We start from the raw sequence: 17,078 nt of genomic DNA, 5'->3' as shown, positions 1-17,078 counted from the left end.
TCCCATCCGCCGCCGTCCGGCGCATGATACGCGCGCGGGCATCGGGGGGAATGCATGACGGACGGTTCGGTCTTTTCGGGCGCGGCGCTGCTCGGCCAATTGCCGTTCGCGCTGCTGGTCGGCGCCGCGGTGGTGCGGATGCAGGACCGCTCGCGCCAGCTCATCGCGGCGGCCGGCGCGGTCGGGCTCGTCCATGCGCTGGCCGTGTCCGGCAGCGGGTTGCTCGCCTTCTGGTGGGGACTGCTGCTGGCGGCGAGCATGCTGCTGATGGCGATGCGCTTCATCGAGAGCAGCCGCGTCCGCTTCACGCCCGAAGAGGAGGCGATGGCCAAGGGCGTCTTCTCGCCCCTGCCCCGCCCGCGGGCGCGCCATCTGCTTGATCAGGGCTTCTGGCTCACCGGCCGCGACGGCGAAGTTCTGACCCGCGAGGGCGAGGACGTCACCCACCTCTTCTACCTCAGCGACGGCAACGCCAAGGTGCTGAGCCAGGGCAAGCAGGTCGGATCGATCCGCCCCGGCGATCTGATCGGCGAAGTAACGATCCTGACCGGCGACCGCGCGACGGCGACGGTGGTGCTCGACGGCCCGGCGCGCTTCTGGTGCGCCCCCGCCTCGGTGCTGCGGCCCTATGTCGAAACGCACAGCGACGTGCGCCATGCGCTGGAGCGCGGCGTCACAGATGCACTGCGGGCGAAGCTCCGCGCATCGAACGAGCGTGCGGCGGAAGCGGGCGGCGTCGCGGCCTGAACCGGAAGCCCGTCATGCTGAACTTGGTTCAGCATCCTTGTCGATGACGATCGCGACCGTCTCCAAGATGGACCCTGAAACGAATTCAGGGTGACGGTTGGGCCTTGCGTGTCCTCCCCTCAGCCTTCGCGGCGGCGGATCACCAGGTTGCGGATTTCGGTCATGTCTTCCATGGCGAAGCGGATGCCTTCGCGGCCGAGACCCGAATCCTTGACGCCGCCATAGGGCATGTTGTCGACGCGGTAGGACGGGACATCGTTGATCACCACGCCGCCGACATCGAGCCGGTCCCAGGCGTTGAGCACCTGGAAGATGTCGCGGGTGAAGATGCCGGCCTGGAGGCCGAACTTGCTGTCGTTCACCTCGTCCAGCGCGGCGGCGAAATCGTCGAACTTGGAGAGGATCGCGACCGGGCCGAACGCTTCTTCGCGATAGACAGTCGCCGAACGATCGACGCCTTCGAGCAGAGTTGCCTCCAGCATCGCGCCGTCGCGCTTGCCGCCGACGAGTAGCTTGGCGCCGCCTTCGACCGCTTCCTGGATCCAATTGTCGAGCCGGGTCGCTTCCTTGAGATCGATCATCGGGCCGACGAAGGTCTTGCGATCGTGCGGATCGCCGGCGACCAGCGTCTTCGTCTTGGCGGCCAGTTTCTCCTTCAGCGCATCGTAGATGTCGGCGTGGATGATGATCCGCTGGACGCCGATGCAGCTCTGGCCGGACTGGTAGAAGGCGCCGAAGATGATGCGTGCGACCGCGTCCTCGAGATCGGCATCCTTGTCGACGATCACCGCCGCATTGCCGCCGAGTTCGAGCACGACCTTCTTCTTGCCCGCCTTGGCCTTCAGATCCCAGCCGACGCCCGGCGATCCCGTGAAGGAGAGCAGCTTCAGCCGTTCGTCCTCGGTGAACATGTCGGCACCTTCGCGGTGCGCGGGCAGGATCGAGAAAGCGCCCTTAGGCAGATCGGTCTCGGCGAGCACCTCGCCCATGATGATCGCGCCCAGCGGCGTGCGGCTCGCGGGCTTCATCACGAACGGGCAGCCGACCGCGATCGCGGGCGCGATTTTGTGCGCGGCAAGGTTGAGCGGGAAGTTGAACGGCGAGATGAAGCTGCACGGCCCGATCGGCACGCGCTTCCAGATGCCCATATAGCCGCGCGCGCGCTTGGAGATGTCGAGCGGCTGCACCTCGCCCGTCATCCGCACCGATTCCTCGGCGGCGATGCGGAAAGTGTCGATGAGGCGGGTGACCTCGCCTTCGGCATCGTTGATCGGCTTTCCGGCCTCGACGCAAAGCGCATAAGCGAGCTCGTCGAACCGTTCGGTGAAGCGATCGACGCAATGCTGGAGCACCGCCTGCCGCTCGTAGGACGCCATCCGCGCCATCGGCTCTGCAGCCTTCACCGCCGCGGCGATGCCCGCGTCGATCGTCTTCGCATCCGCCTGCGCGACCCGGAACGCCACCTTGCCGGTATATTTGTCGGTGACCTCGAGATCGGCGTTCGGCTGCTTCGCCTCGTTGGCTAGATAAAGCGGATAGGTGTCCTTGAGCTTGGTCATGCTTCCAACTTCCTCAATGTCATTCCCGCGAAAGCGGGAACCCAGCCGGCGGCGATCAGATCACTTGGTCATACAGATCGCGCCAGCCGGGATTTTCCTTCTCGATCAGTTCCAGCTTCCAAGCACACCGCCATTTCTTGACGGCCTTTTCACGTGCCAGGGCTTCGTCGACATTCTCGAACCCTTCCGCGTGGACGAGCTGGGTAACACAGTAGCGCTGTGTGAAGCCGGCCGTTGCGCCATTCTTATGCTCCATGACACGACGCGCGATGTCACTTGTCACGCCGGTATAGAGCGTGCCGTTGCGGCGGCTTGCCATGATGTACACCCAATAGGTTCGGGCCATCGGCGACGCCCTTCTGGGTTCCCGCTTTCGCGGGAATGACATGCAAAGCGAAGGCGGCTCAAACCTTCGCGCTCAGTTCCTTGATCTCCTTGTTCAATATGCGGTCGTTTTCGGAATAGTCGACCGGGCAATCGATCAGGTGGACGCCGTCGGTGTTGAGGCATTCATTGAGGATGCGCGGCAGATCTTCGGCGCTTTCGACGCGGTGGCCGTGGGCGCCATAGGCCTCGGCATATTTGACGAAATCGGGGTTGCCGTAAGTGAGGCCCCAATCGGCGAAGCCCATGTTCGCCTGCTTCCAGCGGATCATGCCGTAGCTGTTGTCGTTGAGGATCAGCACGGTGATGTTGAGTTTCAGGCGGACCGCGGTCTCCATCTCCTGGCTATTCATCATGAAGCCGCCGTCGCCGCAGATCGCCATCACCTTGCGGCCCGGATAGACCATCGCCGAGGCCATCGCCGACGGCAGGCCCGCACCCATCGTCGCCAGCGCATTGTCGAGCAGCACGGTGTTGGGCGCGCGCGCCGGATAATTGCGCGCGAACCAGATCTTGTAGACGCCGTTGTCGAGGCAGATGATGCCGTCCGCCGGCATCGCCTCGCGCACCTGCTTCACCAAGCACGGCGGGAAGATCGGGAAGCGCTGATCGTCGCACATGCCGTTCGTGTGCTCGACCTCGGCGGCGCGCGCCTTCAGCATCCGGTCGAAATTCCAGGAGCCCGAGGGGACGATGTCCTCCTTGATCTGCCAGATGGCGTTGGCGATGTCGCCGATCACCTCGACCTGCGGGAAATAGACAGGATCGACCTCGGCCGAGCGGGTCGAGACGTGGATCACCTCGGTGCCGCCATTCTTCATGAAGAAGGGCGGCTTCTCGATCACGTCATGGCCGACGTTGATGATGAGATCCGCCGCTTCGATCGCGCGGTGTACGTAATCGCCCGACGACAGCGCGGCGCAGCCCAGGAATTTGGGGTGCGTCTCGTCGATCACGCCCTTGCCGAGCTGGGTGGTGAGGAAGGGGATATTGGTCTTCTCGACGAACTGGAGCAGCATCCGGCTGGTCATCTTGCGGTTCGCGCCCGCGCCGATCACCAGCACCGGCGCCTTCGCCGATTCGATCTTCTTGACCGCGGCGCGCACGGCCTTCTCGTCCGCGGTCGGCCGGCGCGCGAGGCTCGGCTTCAGCGGCTTCGAATCGGTCTGCTCCTCGGCGATGTCCTCGGGAAATTCGAGATGCGTGGCGCCGGGCTTTTCCTCTTCCGCGAGACGGAAGGATTCGCGCACGCGACTCGGGATGTTGTCGGCCGAGGCGAGCTGGTGCGTATATTTCGTGATCGGCCCCATCATGTCGACGACGTCGAGTATCTGGAAGCGGCCCTGCTTGGACTTCTTGATCGGTTTCTGCCCAGTAATCATCAAGATAGGCATGCCACCGAGCTGCGCATAAGCGGCGGCGGTGACGAAGTTGGTGGCGCCCGGACCCAAGGTCGCGAGGCAGACGCCGGTCTTGCCGGTATGACGGCCGTAAGTCGCCGCCATGAAGCCGGCGCCTTGCTCGTGCCGGGTCAGGATCAGCTTGATCTTGTCGGAGCGCGAAAGACTGTCGAGGAAATCGAGATTCTCCTCGCCGGGTACGCCGAAGATATATTCGACACCCTCCTCTTCGAGGCACTGGATGAATAGATCGGACGCCTTCGTCATGGTCGCGGTCTCCGCTGACAATTGCTGTTGCCGGACCGGCGAAGAGCGCGCGCACCGACTGCTGCGGCACGGCGCCCGATCCCCCAATCCCCTCGCCGAATAGCTGTATCCGCCTTTGCGCGGGCTGTCATCACGCACAAAACGCGAGTTGTCGCTTGAAAGCGCGGCCCAAGTTGAACATAGTTGCCGCGGGAGCTGCAGCCGCATTGCGTCTGTCAAAGCGGCTTTCGGGGGGCATCATGAATCGCAGTCGCAATCTCGCGATGGTGGTCGGAGGGGCTGGCGTGCTGCTCGCCTTCCTGGCTGCGCTCGTCTGGCGTCCTGACGGCGCGGCGGCGATCGCGCAGCCGACGACCAGCGGCAGTTTCGTCGGCGTCGCGACGTGCGGCGGCACCACCTGCCACGGCCGTTCCGAAGCCGACGGCCCGATCGTCCGGCAGGACGAGCTCATGATCTGGCAGGACGAATCATCGCCTTCCGGCGCGCACAGCCGCGCGTGGCGCGTGCTCGCCGAACCGCGGTCGCGCGCGATCGCGCAGCGGCTCGGCATCGGCGAGGCGACGACGGCGCCGATGTGCCTGGGCTGCCATGCGACCCCCGCGCCATCTGGCGCTCGCGGCGGGCGCTTCCAGCTTTCCGACGGCGTCGGCTGCGAAAGCTGCCACGGCCCGGCATCGGGCTGGCTTTCCAGCCATTATGCGGTCGGCGCTACGCATGCGAACAACGTGTCGCGCGGCCTCGTCCCGCTCGACCAGCCGAAGGCTCGCGCCGCCGCGTGCCTCGACTGCCACTTCGGCAGCGCAGACCAGGGCCAGTTCGTGACCCACCGGATCATGGCAGCGGGCCATCCGCGCATCGCCTTCGAGCTCGATCTGTTCACGACGCTCCAGCAGCATCACAACACCGACAAGGACTATCTGCAGCGCAAGCGCCGACCGAATGGCGTCGAGACCTGGGCGGTCGGCCAGGCGATGGCGCTGGAGCGGTCGCTGGGCCTGTTCGTCAATCCGGCGCGCGGCACCGAGGGCATCTATCCCGAATTCTATTTCTTCGATTGCCACACCTGCCACCGGCGCATCTCGGACAATCCGAATTTCGAGCCGACCGCAGTGCCGAACCCCGGCCGCCCGATCCCGATCGGCATGCCCGCCTATAACGACGAGAATATGATCATGCTTTCGGCCGCGGCGCGGGTGGTGGCGCCCCAGCTTGCGCAGCGCTTCGATCGCGACAGCCGCAATTTCCACGCCGCGCTCGCCAAGGACCGCGCATCGGCGGTGGCGGCAGCCGGCACTTTGCGCGATACGGTGCGTGCGCTCGGCAATGCGTTTGACGGCGGCGCCTTCAGCCGCGAGGCGACCTTTGCGATCGTCGACAGCATCACCAGCGAGGCGATCAGCCCGCGCTTCACCGATTATGCGGGCAGCGTGCAGGCGGTGATGGCGACCGACACTTTGCTCTCGGCGCTCGTCGCGTCGGGCTACATCAACGATCGCACCGCCGATTCCATCCGCGCCGACGTAAACGGCGCCTACCGCGCGGTGCGCGATCCCAACACCTATCAGCCGCGCGAATTCCGCGCGAGCCTGGGCCGCGCCGCCGCGGCCATCCGGAGGCTTCGTTAATCATGCGTAATGCGGCCAGTTTCGTCGCGATCGCTTCGCTCCTGCTCGCGTCGTGCGGGGGTGGCGGCGGCGGTTCCCCGTCTCCCGCCCCCACCCCCGCACCAACCCCGGCCCCGACGCCTGGACCGTCGACCGTTTTCCAGGTGCCCGCATTCACCAATCTTACGGTCAGTGATATCGAGAAGGTGATCTCGCAAGGCGTGGCGGAAGCGCAGGCGCAGGGCCAGCCCTCGGGCTTCGTCGTCATCGACCGCGTCGGCAACGTACTCGCCGTGTTCGTGATGAACGGCGCTAACCTGACGCTGCGCATCCCGCCCGCGCCGAACGGGCAGAACACAGATCTCCAGAACCTCCAGCTTCCGGCACCGGCGGCGCTGGCGGGCGGCATCTCCAAGGCGCTGACCTCTTCCTACTTCTCGTCGGTGGGCGGCGCCTTCTCGAGCCGCACCGCCAACGACATCGTGCAGGAGACCTTCCCGCCCTCTCGCCTGACGCGCGGGCTGGAGAGCGGGCCGCTGTTCAGCGTGCAGTTCAGCCAGCTTCCCTGCTCGGACGTGTCGCGCCGGTTCATCGGCTACGGCCAGCCCGACAGCTTCATCGGCACCAAGCGCGGTCCGTTGGGCGTCGGCGCCGATCCGGGCGCCTTCCCGCTCTACAAGAACGGCGCGGTGGTCGGCTCGGTCGCGGTGGTGGGCGACGGCGTCTACGGCCTCGACACCGAATATGGCGACAACGACAACAGCAAAGAAGAGATCATCGCGCTGGCGGCGACGCGGGGGTTCGAGCCGAACCCGATCATCCGCGCCGACCGGATCAGCATCGACGGCACGCTGCTGCGCTGGTCCGACGCGACGCCGAACGACTTCAAGAGCAGCGGCACCGCGCCCGCCTTCGCGTCGATCAACGGCAGCGTCGGCAATCTCGTATCGGTCCGCGGCTATTATGACGCCGCGTTCGGCATCCAGCCGGGCACGGTCTACGGATCGGAAGCGTCGGGCATCCGCCCGTCCAAGACCAGCGAATATAGCGATTCCGATATCTGGGTGGTGAGCGACGGCTTCGGCAACAACCGCTACCCGCCGCGCGCCGGCACCGACGCCGCGGCGGTTAGCCAACCGCTCAGCGAAACCGAAGTCCGCACGATCCTGGTCGAGGCGTTCGACATCCAGCGCCGCGCGCGCGCGCAGGTCCGCCGCCCGGTCGACAATCGCGCGCAGAACACGATCGTCGTCGTCGATACGTTCGGCGAGATCCTCGGCCTCGTCCGCGGGCCGGACGCGCTGGTCGACGCGATCGACGCAGTGCCGCAGAAGGCGCGCACCACCGTCTTCTTCTCCAACCCGGCCGCGGCCGGCGATCTGCAGGCGAACCCCAATCCGGCGGTGCAGCAATATGTCGGCGCGTTCCGCAACTTCCTGGGCGATCCGACGGCGCTGACCGGCAAGACCGCCTTTTCCGTCCGCGCGGTCGGCAATCTCGCGCGGCCCTTCTATCCGGACGGCCAAGTCGGCACCGAGCCGGGGCCGCTGTCGATCCCGGCCGAACGGTTCAACATCTTCTCGACGGGGCTGCAGTCGACTTTGATCACGCCCGACATCGTGGCGCACGTCGGCTTCGTGCTCGGCGCGAGCCCGACCGACGTGCCGCAGACCTGCACCCGGTCACCCGAAGTGCGCCCCGGCTTCAACCGCATCAACAACGGTCTGACGCTCTTCGCCGGCGGCGTGCCCATCTATCGCGGCGGCCAGCTCATCGGCGCGGTCGCCTCGTCCGGCGATGGCGACGACCAGAGCGACATGATCGCCTTCCTCGGCCTCGACAATGCGTCGAAGAAACTGGGCGGAATCGGCAACGCCGCGCTCAACATCCGCTCGGATCAGCTCAAGCCCAAGGGCCAGCAGCTCACCTTCATCGCCTGCCCCTTCGCGCCGTTCATCGGCACGAACGACCAGAATGTCTGCCAGGGCAAATAGCCAGCGATGATGCAGCTCTCCGCGCCTCTCCTCCAGCTTGCCGCCGCCTCGCTTGGCGGCGTGCACATGGATACGGCGACGCTGGTGACCACCGAGGCGCCGGTGGCACCGGCGGACGCGCAGGTTGCCGAGACGCCGCCACCCGTGGGGAGCGCCGCGCCGGAAGCGGTTGCGCCAGAGCAGCTCGAGCTGTTCGCGCCGGTGCAGCTTGCCCAGGCCGAAGTGCCGCCAGTTACCGAGCCGACGGCGGTAGAGGCCGGACCGCCCGCGCCCGATTGGACCAAGCAGCCCGAATATAATCCGACGCCGGGCGGCCCGAATGCCGACGATCCGCTGCTCGAAGGGCGCCGCGTCCCGGGCTATCAGGAAGTGCTGCCCGACGCGCAGACGCAGAACAATATCGGGGCGGTGCGCGCGCCGCCGCCCGAGGCGTTCCCGACCGACCATATCCCGATCCCCGACCGCTGGCGGCTCATCCAGACGCTGGGCGTGGTGAAGGAGAAGTGGTGGGACCCGTATAACCAGAACACGTTGAAGGGCGACCGCCCGCTCTGCCTTCCGACCGACGAGGAGCAGGCCAAGCGCCGCGCCGAAGGCATCAAGCCCTGCGCCACGCCCAAATTCCTCGGCCTCAAGACCGACGAGTGGTTCTTTGTGGCGAGCGCCGTGTCGGACTCGGTGTTCGAGCCGCGCAGCTTCCCGATTCCCGTCGGCATCCAATTCCCCAACCGGCCGGGCAGCAACGACGTGTTCGGCCGCAACGACAGCATCGTGCTGGCGCAGACCTTCATCGCCAGCGCGGCGCTGATCAAGGGATCGACCGCCTACAAGCCGCCCGACGTCGAGTGGCGCCTGACGCTCGCCTACAACATGAACTATGTCGACGTGCCCGAGAAACGCGTGCTCTTCATCGAGCCGACGAAGGGGACGACGCGCTTCGATTCCTTCCTGGGCGTGCAGGAGGCATTTCTCGACTATCACTTCAAGAATACGTCGGATCGCTTTGATTTCTATTCGGGTCGCGTCGGCATTCAGCCGTTGCAGCTCGATTTCCGCGGTTTCCTGTTCAACGATCAGCAGCTCGCGTGGCGCCTGTTCGGCAACCGCGACAACAACCGCTTCCAGTATAATCTGATCGGTATCTGGCGGCTGGAGAAGGACACCAACTCCGGCCTCAACGACATTACGCAGACGCCGCGCCAGGATTGGGTGCTGCACGCCAACGTCTATCGCCAGGATTTCCCGATCGTCGGCCTCACCAGCGAGGCGAGCGTCACCTGGAACATCAACCGCGAGCGCGGCGACGTGCAGGTCGACGACAACGGCTTCCCGGTCCGCCCGGCGCTGATCGGCAACCTCAGGGCGCGCAACTACGACATCGTGTACCTCGGCTATGGCGTCGACGGGCGCGTCGGCCGGGTCAACCTTTCCGCGCAGGCCTATGCCGCGCTGGGATCGGACCGGAACAACGTCTTCACCGGCCGCAAGGCGGAGGTCCGCTCGTTCTTCTTCGCCGCCGAGCCGTCCTACGACGTCAACTGGGCGCGCTTCCGCGGATCGTTCCTGTTCGCGAGCGGCGACGGCGATCCGTTCGACGATACCGAGCGCGGCTTCGACGCGATCTTCGAGAATCCGATCTTCGCGGGCGCGGACACCAGCTACTGGATCCGCCAGACCATTCCGTTCATCGGCGGCGGCCGCGCGATCTCGATCAACGGGCGCAACGGCGTGCTCAACACGCTGCGCTCCTCCAAGGAGGAAGGCCAGTCGAACTTCGCCAACCCCGGCACTATCCTCGCCGGCGTCGGCGCCGATTTCGACATCACGCCCGAGTTCCGCGTCTCCGCGAACCTCAACCATCTGTGGTTCCACAAGACGCAGGTGCTGCAGACGCTGCGCTCCGAAGGGTCGATCCCCAAGGACATCGGCTGGGACGCGTCGGTGGCGACCATCTACCGGCCGAGCTTCATCCAGAACGTGGTCTTCCGCGCCTCGGCGGCGGTGCTCCAGCCGGGCAGCGGCTTCCGCGACCTGTTCGAGAACCGCGACCGCGACAAGCGCTATTATTCCGTCCTCTTCAACGCGATCCTGACCTACTGATGCGCCTCCGCAATCCCATGCCCCCGCGGTCCTGGATCGCGATCGCCGCTTCGGCGCTGATGACGCTCGCCGTCGCGCCGGTGGGCGCCGCGGAGAAGGAAGTCGCGGTCTCGCGCGACTACAGCCTGGTCCGCGCCGAGCCCGCGCCGCGCACGCAGGATTGGGCCGACGCGGACGCCAAGAGCAAGGGCTGCGTCTCGTGCCACACCGCGAGCGACGCGCCGACGATGCACAAATCGCCCGCGGTGGTGCTGGGCTGCGTCGACTGCCACGGCGGCAACCCGTCGATCGTGGCCGCGGATGTGTCCGATCACGCCGCGCCGGCCTATGTCGCGGCGCGCGACCAGGCGCACGTGCTGCCCAAATATCCGGATAGCTGGCACTTCCCGTCCAGCGCCAACCCGAAGCGCAGCTATACGCTGCTCAACCGGGAATCGGCCGAATTCATCCGCTTCAACAACCCGTCCGACTATCGCGTCGCGCGCGATGCCTGCGGCGCCTGCCATATCGAGGTGATCGAGGCGGCCGAGCGTTCGCTGATGGCGTCCGGCGCGATGCTGTGGGGCGGCGCCGCCTACAACAACGGCATCGCGCCGTTCAAGAATTACATCTTCGGCGAGGCCTATACCCGCGACGGCAAAGCCGCGAAGATCGTGACGCCCGTCGGCCCGGCCGGCAAGATCACGCCCGAGCAGAAGGCACGCGGCGTGCTCGCCGAGCTTTATCCGTTGCCGAGCTGGCACGTCGTGCCACCGGGCGACATCTTCCGCGTATTCGAGCGCGGCGGACGCAACATCAACACCCAGTTCGCCGAAGTCGGCCTTCCCAACCCCACGGGCTCGATCCAGCGGCTGGAGGAGGCCGGTCGGCCCGACATCCGCCAGTCCAACCGCGGACCCGGCACCGGCCTGCGCGTCGCGATCCCGATCCTCAACGTCCACAAAACGCGCCTCAACGATCCGTTCATGTGGATGATGGGCACAAACGACCAGCCGGGCGACTATCGCCATTCGGGCTGCGCGGGCTGTCACGTCGTCTATGCCAACGACCGCGAGCCGCGACACAGCCTGACCTATTCCAAATATGGCCGCGACGGACAGACCGCGACGGTCGATCCCACCATCGCCAACAAGATGGAGCCGGCGAAGGGCGACGCGCACGGCGGGCTGAAGGGCGGCAAGGGCTATCCCCCGGCCCCCGGTGCGCATGGCGAGGACGGCGACGCGCTCGCGGGTGCGCCGAAGGATGCCAATCACGAGATGGTGAAGGAGAAGGGCCACCCGATCCGCCACGTCTTCACCCGCGCGATCACGACGGCGCAGTGCATGAACTGCCACATGCACCAGCCGAACATCTTCCTGAACTCCTACCTCGGCTACACGATGTGGGATTATGAATCCGATGCGGATCTGATGTGGCCGGGGCCGGAGAACCGGCTGCCCGCGAACACGCCGGAGGAAGAGAAGAAATTCCGCAGCCAGAAATATCCGACGGCGGCGGAGGTCCACAAGGTGCTCGACCGCAACCCCGAGGCCGCCGCGCCGCGGGGGCTGTGGGGCGACGTCGATTTCCTGCGCAACGTCTATGACCGGGTGAACCCCAACGCCAAGGACACGCAGTTCGCCGACTATCACGGCCACGGCTGGAACTTCCGCGCCATCTTCAAGCGGGACCGCGAGGGCAATCTGCTCGACGCGGACGGCAATATGGCGACCTATGGCACCGAGGGCGCGCGGATCGTCGACCCCAACGATCCCGACAAGTTCCGCAAGGAAGGCGAAGGCCTGTTCGTCCCCGCTGGGGTCAACCCGGGCAAATCGGTCCACATGATGGACATCCATGCCGAAAAGGGCCTGCAGTGCGCCGACTGCCACTTCGCGCAGGACAGCCACGGCAACGGCTTCATCTACGGTGAGGTCGCCAATGCGATCGAGATCGGCTGCAAGGACTGTCACGGCACCGCGACCGCCTATCCAAACCTGCTGACCTCCGGCCCGGCCGCGCCGCCCAAGGGCAACAACCTCGCACTGCTGCGCAACGAAGACGGCCGCCGCCGCTTCGAATGGGTGGAGAAGGACGACGGCACCCGCGCGCTCATCCAGCGCTCGATCGTCGATCCCGATCTCGAATGGGAGGTGAGCCTCGTCAAGGACAGCGTCGATCGCGGCAGCCCGCACTTCAATATGAAGTCGGCGCGCGCCAAACTCATGTCCAAGACCGGCGCGGATACCGGCAAGTTCGAATTCGGCACCGGCGTCGCCAAGGAGAATCTGGCGCACGATCCGGACGAGATGGCCTGCTTCACCTGCCACCTTTCCTGGACGACCTCATGCGCGGGCTGCCACCTGCCGATCGAGGCGAACTGGAAGACCAAGACGCACAAATATGACGAGCAGGAGACGCGCAACTTCGCGACCTACAACCCGCAGGTCGCGCGCGACGAGATGTTCCAGCTCGGCCGGCACCAGACGACCAAGGGCAATATCATCGCCCCGATCCGCTCGACCTCGGCGCTGATCCTTTCGTCGACCAACGTCAATCGCGAGCGCATCTACGTGCAGCAGCCGCCGATCAGCGCGGCGGGCTTCTCGAGCCAGGCGTTCGCGCCGCACTTCCCGCACACGGTGCGCAAGAACGAGACCAAGACCTGCACCGATTGCCACCTGTCGGAAGCCAACGACAACAATGCGATCATGGCACAGCTCATGCTCCACGGGACGAACTTCGTGAACTTCGTCGGGATGCACGCCTTCACCGGGCTCGAGCAGGGTTTCCAGGCGACGCGCGTGACCGAATGGGACGAGCCGCAGTCGGTGATCGGTTCCAACCTCCACCGCTACGCCTATCCCGATTACTGGCGCATGCACGTCAGCGACAACGGGCGCGAGCTCAAGAACTGGATCCGCGGCAAGACCTTCGACAAGAAACTGAGCGGCGAGACCAAGGCGCTGGAGCAGTTCGTCAACACCGTCCAGGGCACGGCGGGCGCGGTCCGCTGCCTGCAGATGCGCGGCGAATATATGTATGTCGCCGAGGGCAAGGGCGGCTTCCGCGTCTATGACATCGCGAGCGTGGGCAACAAGGGCACGTCGGAGCGGATGATCACCGCGCCCTTCTCGCCGCTGGGCCACAACCCGCAGGTGAAGACGACCAACGCGACCTGCATGGCGCTGCCGACCAACCAGTCGATCAGCGTCGCGCGCAACGACAATATCCGGAAGAACTTCCCCGAGAATGAGGAACAGGCCTTCCACCCGCTCTATCGCTACGCCGTCGTCACCGACAGCGTGGAGGGCTTGATCCTGGTCGACGTCGACACGTTCGCCGACGGCGAGCCGCGCAACAATTTCGTCAAGCGCGCGGTGACCTGGAACGAGGGCGGCGTGCTGACCGGCGCACGGCACATCACGCTCGCCGGCCATTACGCCTATATCACCACCGCGACCGGACTTGCCGTCGTTGATCTCAACGATCCGCTGCAGCCGCGGCTGACGGCGAACCTGCCGCTGACCGATGCGCGCGCCTCGGCCATCCAGTTCCGCTACCTCTGGGTCACCGATGGCGAGGGCCTCAAGGTCTTCGACGTGACGAAGATGGACAGCCCCCGCCCCATCCCCGAGGCCACCGTGCCGCTGGCCGATGCGCGCAAGATCTACCTTGCCCGCACCTACGCCTATGTCGCGGGCAAGCAGGACGGGCTGGTGATCGTCAACATCACCAATCCGGAGCGCCCCGCGATTTACGAGAAGGTGACGTTCGACGGGCGGATGAACGATGTCGAGGACGTGATCGTCGGCTCCACCAACGCCTCGCTCTTCGCCTATGTCGCCGACGGGCGGAACGGGATGAAGGTGGTGCAGCTCACCTCCTTCGCCAGCACCCCCAACGTCTACGGCTTCTCGCCCGCGCCCAAGCCCGAGCTGATCGCCTGGGCGAAGACGCCGCGCCCGGCGCTGTCGCTCTCCAAGGGCCTCGACCGCGATCGCGGCGTCGACGAGACCGGCGGCCAGATCGCGATCTTCGGGCGCCTCGGGTCGCGGCCGTTCACCCGCACCGAGCAGGAGCGGCTGTTCCTCAACCGCAAGGGCTTCCCCTACAAGGTGCGCGACATCGGCACCTTCGCCGATTGGGTCGGGCCGAGCGGCAACACGGCGCGCGGCGGCAACTGAGCTCCACATCACAGGTCGTCATTCCGGCGAACGCCGGAATCTTGAACCTGCTCGACGTTCAGCTTGTGAAGAAGAGGTGAGATCCCGGCTTTTGCCGGGATGACGGTAGCCGGAGCGACGCGCGCTCAGTCGATCGCGCGTTCGGCGGCGAGCATCTGAACGAGCGGCTGCAGCGCCGGCTCGTAGCGCGCGAGCACGGTATGTTCCTCCGCGCTGTCGAAATGCGAGACGAGCGAGGCACCGTTCCAGAGATGGAGCGCATAGCCCGGCGCATCGGCGACGATCATGGCGCGACCGTCGGGCTTGTCCGGATCGATCGCGGCGAGATCGAGCGCCACCTGCGGCGCGGTCGACGGGCAGACCATCAGCCGCGTCCCCGCCCATTGCGTCATCACCGGCCGATGCAGATGGCCGGCGACCATCGCGACGATATTGTCCTGCGCCTCTAGGATCGTGCGCAGCCGGAGCACCCACTCGGCTTCCGGATTCTCGGTCATCCAGCTCAGCCCGCTGTCGATCGGCGGGTGGTGGAGGACGATGAGCGTCGGCTTGTCCGGCGCCTCCGCCAGCCGCGCGCGCAGCCAGGCGGCGCGCGTTTCGCAGAAATTGCCGCTGTGCCGCCCCTCCTCCAGCGTATCGAGGACGAGGATGCGGAGCGGCCAATCATCGACCGCATATTGGACGAAGCCGTCGGCGGTCGGGATGTGCGGGAAGTAGCGGGTGAAGGCGCCGCGGCTGTCGTGATTGCCCATGCAGAAATAGGTCGGCACCGGGAATTGCGACAGCGCCGAGCGCAGCCTTTTGTAGGACGCGCTGTCGTCGCCGGTGTCGGCCATGTCGCCGCTGACGATCAGCATGTCGGGTCGCGGGTTGGTCGCGACCAGGCGCGCGAGCACCTTGTCCAGCCGCTTGCGATTGAACTCGGCAGGATTGTTGGGCTCGAAGCCCAGGTGGATGTCGGTAATCTGCGCGATCAGCATCGCGTTTTCATGATCCTATCGCGATGCCGCCTTGGCCGGCTCCACCTTAGCCGTCGTGTCCTGGCGCTTGCCGCGCACCTGCTGGCGGATCAGCATCGAGGGCACGCCGGTGTCCATATGATAATCGTGACACATCGCGCAGGAGGACGGCACGTCCGCCTTCGAGTTTTCGCCGCCGTGGCACGTCCGGCAGCTCGCCAGATCGGGCAGCATCAGATCGGTCGCGCTCGCCGAGCTTTCCGCCTTGTGGCAGCTCGTGCAGGTTTCGTTGGCATGCGCCTTATGGTCGAACCAGCCATGGTTCATGAAGCGGATCGGGAAGGCGACCGGACGGATTTCGTAATTGAGGGAGCCCGGCGGCGGCGGCTGGACGACGTGGCAATCGTAGCAGGCCCCGCCCGGCGAGAAGACCGCGCGGATGGCGCGCTCGGCCCGGCCCGGCGCCGCATTGGCGATCTGGAACTGCCGCTGGTTGCGGACATCGATATTCTCGCCCGGCAGGCGGCGCGACATGCCGCCCAGCGTCGCCGGCGGATTGGGGACGCGGGCGCGGTAGAAGTCGCGCATGTCCGCAACCACCTGCGCCGGATCGCCATGACGCAGCGTCCGCAGCGTGCTGCCCTGCCGATCGAAGGCTAGGCTGTGGCACATCTGGCAATCGGTCTCCATGTCGACCGGCTGGAAGCGCACCCCGTCCGGCGTCGCGACGTGGCAATCCTTGCACTCCATCGCCTGGCCGAAGCCGAAGCGCGAGCCCAGCCGCCGCGCCATCTGCGCCACCCCGTTGGTCTTGGAGAGGTGGAGATCGTGCGGGAATTTGAGGTTGCTCATTTCTTTCGGCTTGGCGGCCAGCGACATGCGCTGCAGCACTGGCTGATCGCCGTTCCAGCGGGTGATGACCGCGGGCTGGAACTCGGGATGGGTCTTTCCGAAATCATCGGCATTGCCGAGCTTGGTGTCGGGCAGCTTCTTGTCGAGCCCCCCGTGGCAATCGCTGCAGAAACGCTGCTCGGTCACCGGCATCACCTGATTGCCCTCATGCTCCTTGTGGCAATCGACGCAGCGGCCCGGCGGCAGGTTGAACGTCTCCTTCACCGCAAGCTGGACACGGCCCCAGGTCGAAAGGTCTGGCTGCGCGCGCGCCATGCGGAACGGATCGGCGTGATCGTGGATCGAGACGTGGCAATCGCGGCAGGATTCGTCGCGCACGGCGACGAACGGCGTGGCGTGGCACGCGACGCAATTGTTCTCGAGCGAGGCGTGCGCCTGCGAGAGCTTGCCGCTGCTCCACATCGAATCGGCGTGGAATTTCTGCGCCGCGGCGGGGATCGCCGCCGGCGGGCTCGCCGCCTGCGCGGCCTGCGCCTGACGCTGGTCGAACGCGCTCTTGATCGGCCACGCCAGGAAGGCGAGCAGCACCGCCACCACCACCGCCCAGGCGGCGATGCGCTTGGTGGGCATGACCGAGACGAGCGAGAAGCGCGCATCGTCGGCGGCGTCCAGCTTGCCCTCGCCCTCCGCGACGCGCTCCAGCACCAGCTCGACATCGTCGGCGCCGGCGGGCGTTGGCATGACGCGGATGAGGTGGCTGGCGATGCGGATCTCACCGCCCTGCGCAAGATCGATGCGGCCGAACGGCACGCTCGATCCGTTGAGCTCGACGCGAAGGCCGGTGCTGGCGGAAACGCCGAGCTGGCCGCCCGAGATACGCTCGATGACGGCGTGCTGCAGCGCGACCGCGAGATCAGTGAGCTTGATGTCGCACGAGGGATCGCGGCCGATGCGGATCAGATCATCGTCGATCCGCGCGCTGCGAACGATCTCGCGCCCTTCGGCGCTGTGCGAGATTTGGCGGGTCAGGAAAGCCATCGTTT

At 66.1% G+C, this 17,078-nt stretch carries 10 protein-coding genes; 5 read left to right on the top strand and 5 right to left on the bottom strand.

All coding sequences use genetic code 11. The features are described 5' to 3' along the window. Window positions 1-54 precede the first annotated feature (54 nt). Window positions 55-747, top strand: coding sequence for a cyclic nucleotide-binding domain-containing protein (locus tag B9N75_RS09595; RefSeq protein ID WP_085218596.1), 693 nt, complete (start codon window positions 55-57; stop codon window positions 745-747). A 119-nt stretch (window positions 748-866) separates the two neighbouring features. Here B9N75_RS09595 and B9N75_RS09590 read toward each other — a convergent pair whose 3' ends face one another. Genes B9N75_RS09590 through B9N75_RS09580 form a run of 3 tightly spaced genes read right to left on the bottom strand, consistent with a single transcriptional unit; the run spans window position 867 to window position 4,357 of the window. Continuing rightward, window positions 867-2,306, bottom strand: a complete 1,440-nt coding sequence (locus B9N75_RS09590) for an aldehyde dehydrogenase family protein (RefSeq protein WP_085218595.1) — start codon at window positions 2,304-2,306, stop codon at window positions 867-869. A gap of 55 nt (window positions 2,307-2,361) precedes the next feature. Beyond that, complete coding sequence (locus tag B9N75_RS09585) at window positions 2,362-2,652, bottom strand: GIY-YIG nuclease family protein (protein WP_085218594.1); 291 nt, start codon at window positions 2,650-2,652, stop codon at window positions 2,362-2,364. 58 nt (window positions 2,653-2,710) lie between these two features. Next, window positions 2,711-4,357 (bottom strand): acetolactate synthase large subunit, encoded by a 1,647-nt coding sequence (locus B9N75_RS09580; protein WP_085218593.1) that lies wholly within the window; start codon window positions 4,355-4,357, stop codon window positions 2,711-2,713. A gap of 239 nt (window positions 4,358-4,596) precedes the next feature. Here B9N75_RS09580 and B9N75_RS09575 point away from each other — a divergent pair, with 239 nt between their 5' ends. The 4 genes from B9N75_RS09575 to B9N75_RS09560 all read left to right on the top strand — a co-directional run bounded on the left by B9N75_RS09575 (window position 4,597) and on the right by B9N75_RS09560 (window position 14,224). After that, window positions 4,597-5,982 (top strand): multiheme c-type cytochrome, encoded by a 1,386-nt coding sequence (locus B9N75_RS09575; RefSeq protein ID WP_085218592.1) that lies wholly within the window; start codon window positions 4,597-4,599, stop codon window positions 5,980-5,982. 143 nt (window positions 5,983-6,125) lie between these two features. Continuing rightward, on the top strand, window positions 6,126-7,955 hold the full coding sequence (locus tag B9N75_RS09570; RefSeq protein ID WP_342039327.1) for a heme-binding protein: 1,830 nt from the start codon (window positions 6,126-6,128) through the stop codon (window positions 7,953-7,955). 9 nt (window positions 7,956-7,964) lie between these two features. Then, the gene (locus B9N75_RS09565) at window positions 7,965-10,055 is read left to right on the top strand and encodes a hypothetical protein (RefSeq protein WP_425292419.1); all 2,091 of its coding nucleotides are present in this window, start codon (window positions 7,965-7,967) and stop codon (window positions 10,053-10,055) included. 17 nt (window positions 10,056-10,072) lie between these two features. Continuing rightward, entirely contained in the window at window positions 10,073-14,224 is a 4,152-nt protein-coding gene (locus B9N75_RS09560) for a hypothetical protein (RefSeq protein WP_085219528.1), read from the top strand. A 125-nt stretch (window positions 14,225-14,349) separates the two neighbouring features. Here B9N75_RS09560 and B9N75_RS09555 read toward each other — a convergent pair whose 3' ends face one another. Both B9N75_RS09555 and B9N75_RS09550 read right to left on the bottom strand, forming a co-directional pair. Beyond that, complete coding sequence (locus B9N75_RS09555) at window positions 14,350-15,204, bottom strand: phosphodiesterase (protein ID WP_085218590.1); 855 nt, start codon at window positions 15,202-15,204, stop codon at window positions 14,350-14,352. Between the two features lie 15 nt (window positions 15,205-15,219). Further along, window positions 15,220-17,073, bottom strand: coding sequence for a cytochrome c3 family protein (locus tag B9N75_RS09550; RefSeq protein ID WP_085218589.1), 1,854 nt, complete (start codon window positions 17,071-17,073; stop codon window positions 15,220-15,222). Between the last annotated feature and the right edge of the window lie 5 nt (window positions 17,074-17,078).

The sequence above is a fragment of the Allosphingosinicella indica genome (assembly GCF_900177405.1).
GTDB lineage: Bacteria > Pseudomonadota > Alphaproteobacteria > Sphingomonadales > Sphingomonadaceae > Allosphingosinicella > Allosphingosinicella indica.
The sequence above is the reverse complement of the archived record's forward strand: the minus strand, read 5'-3'. Positions and strand labels throughout refer to the sequence as shown.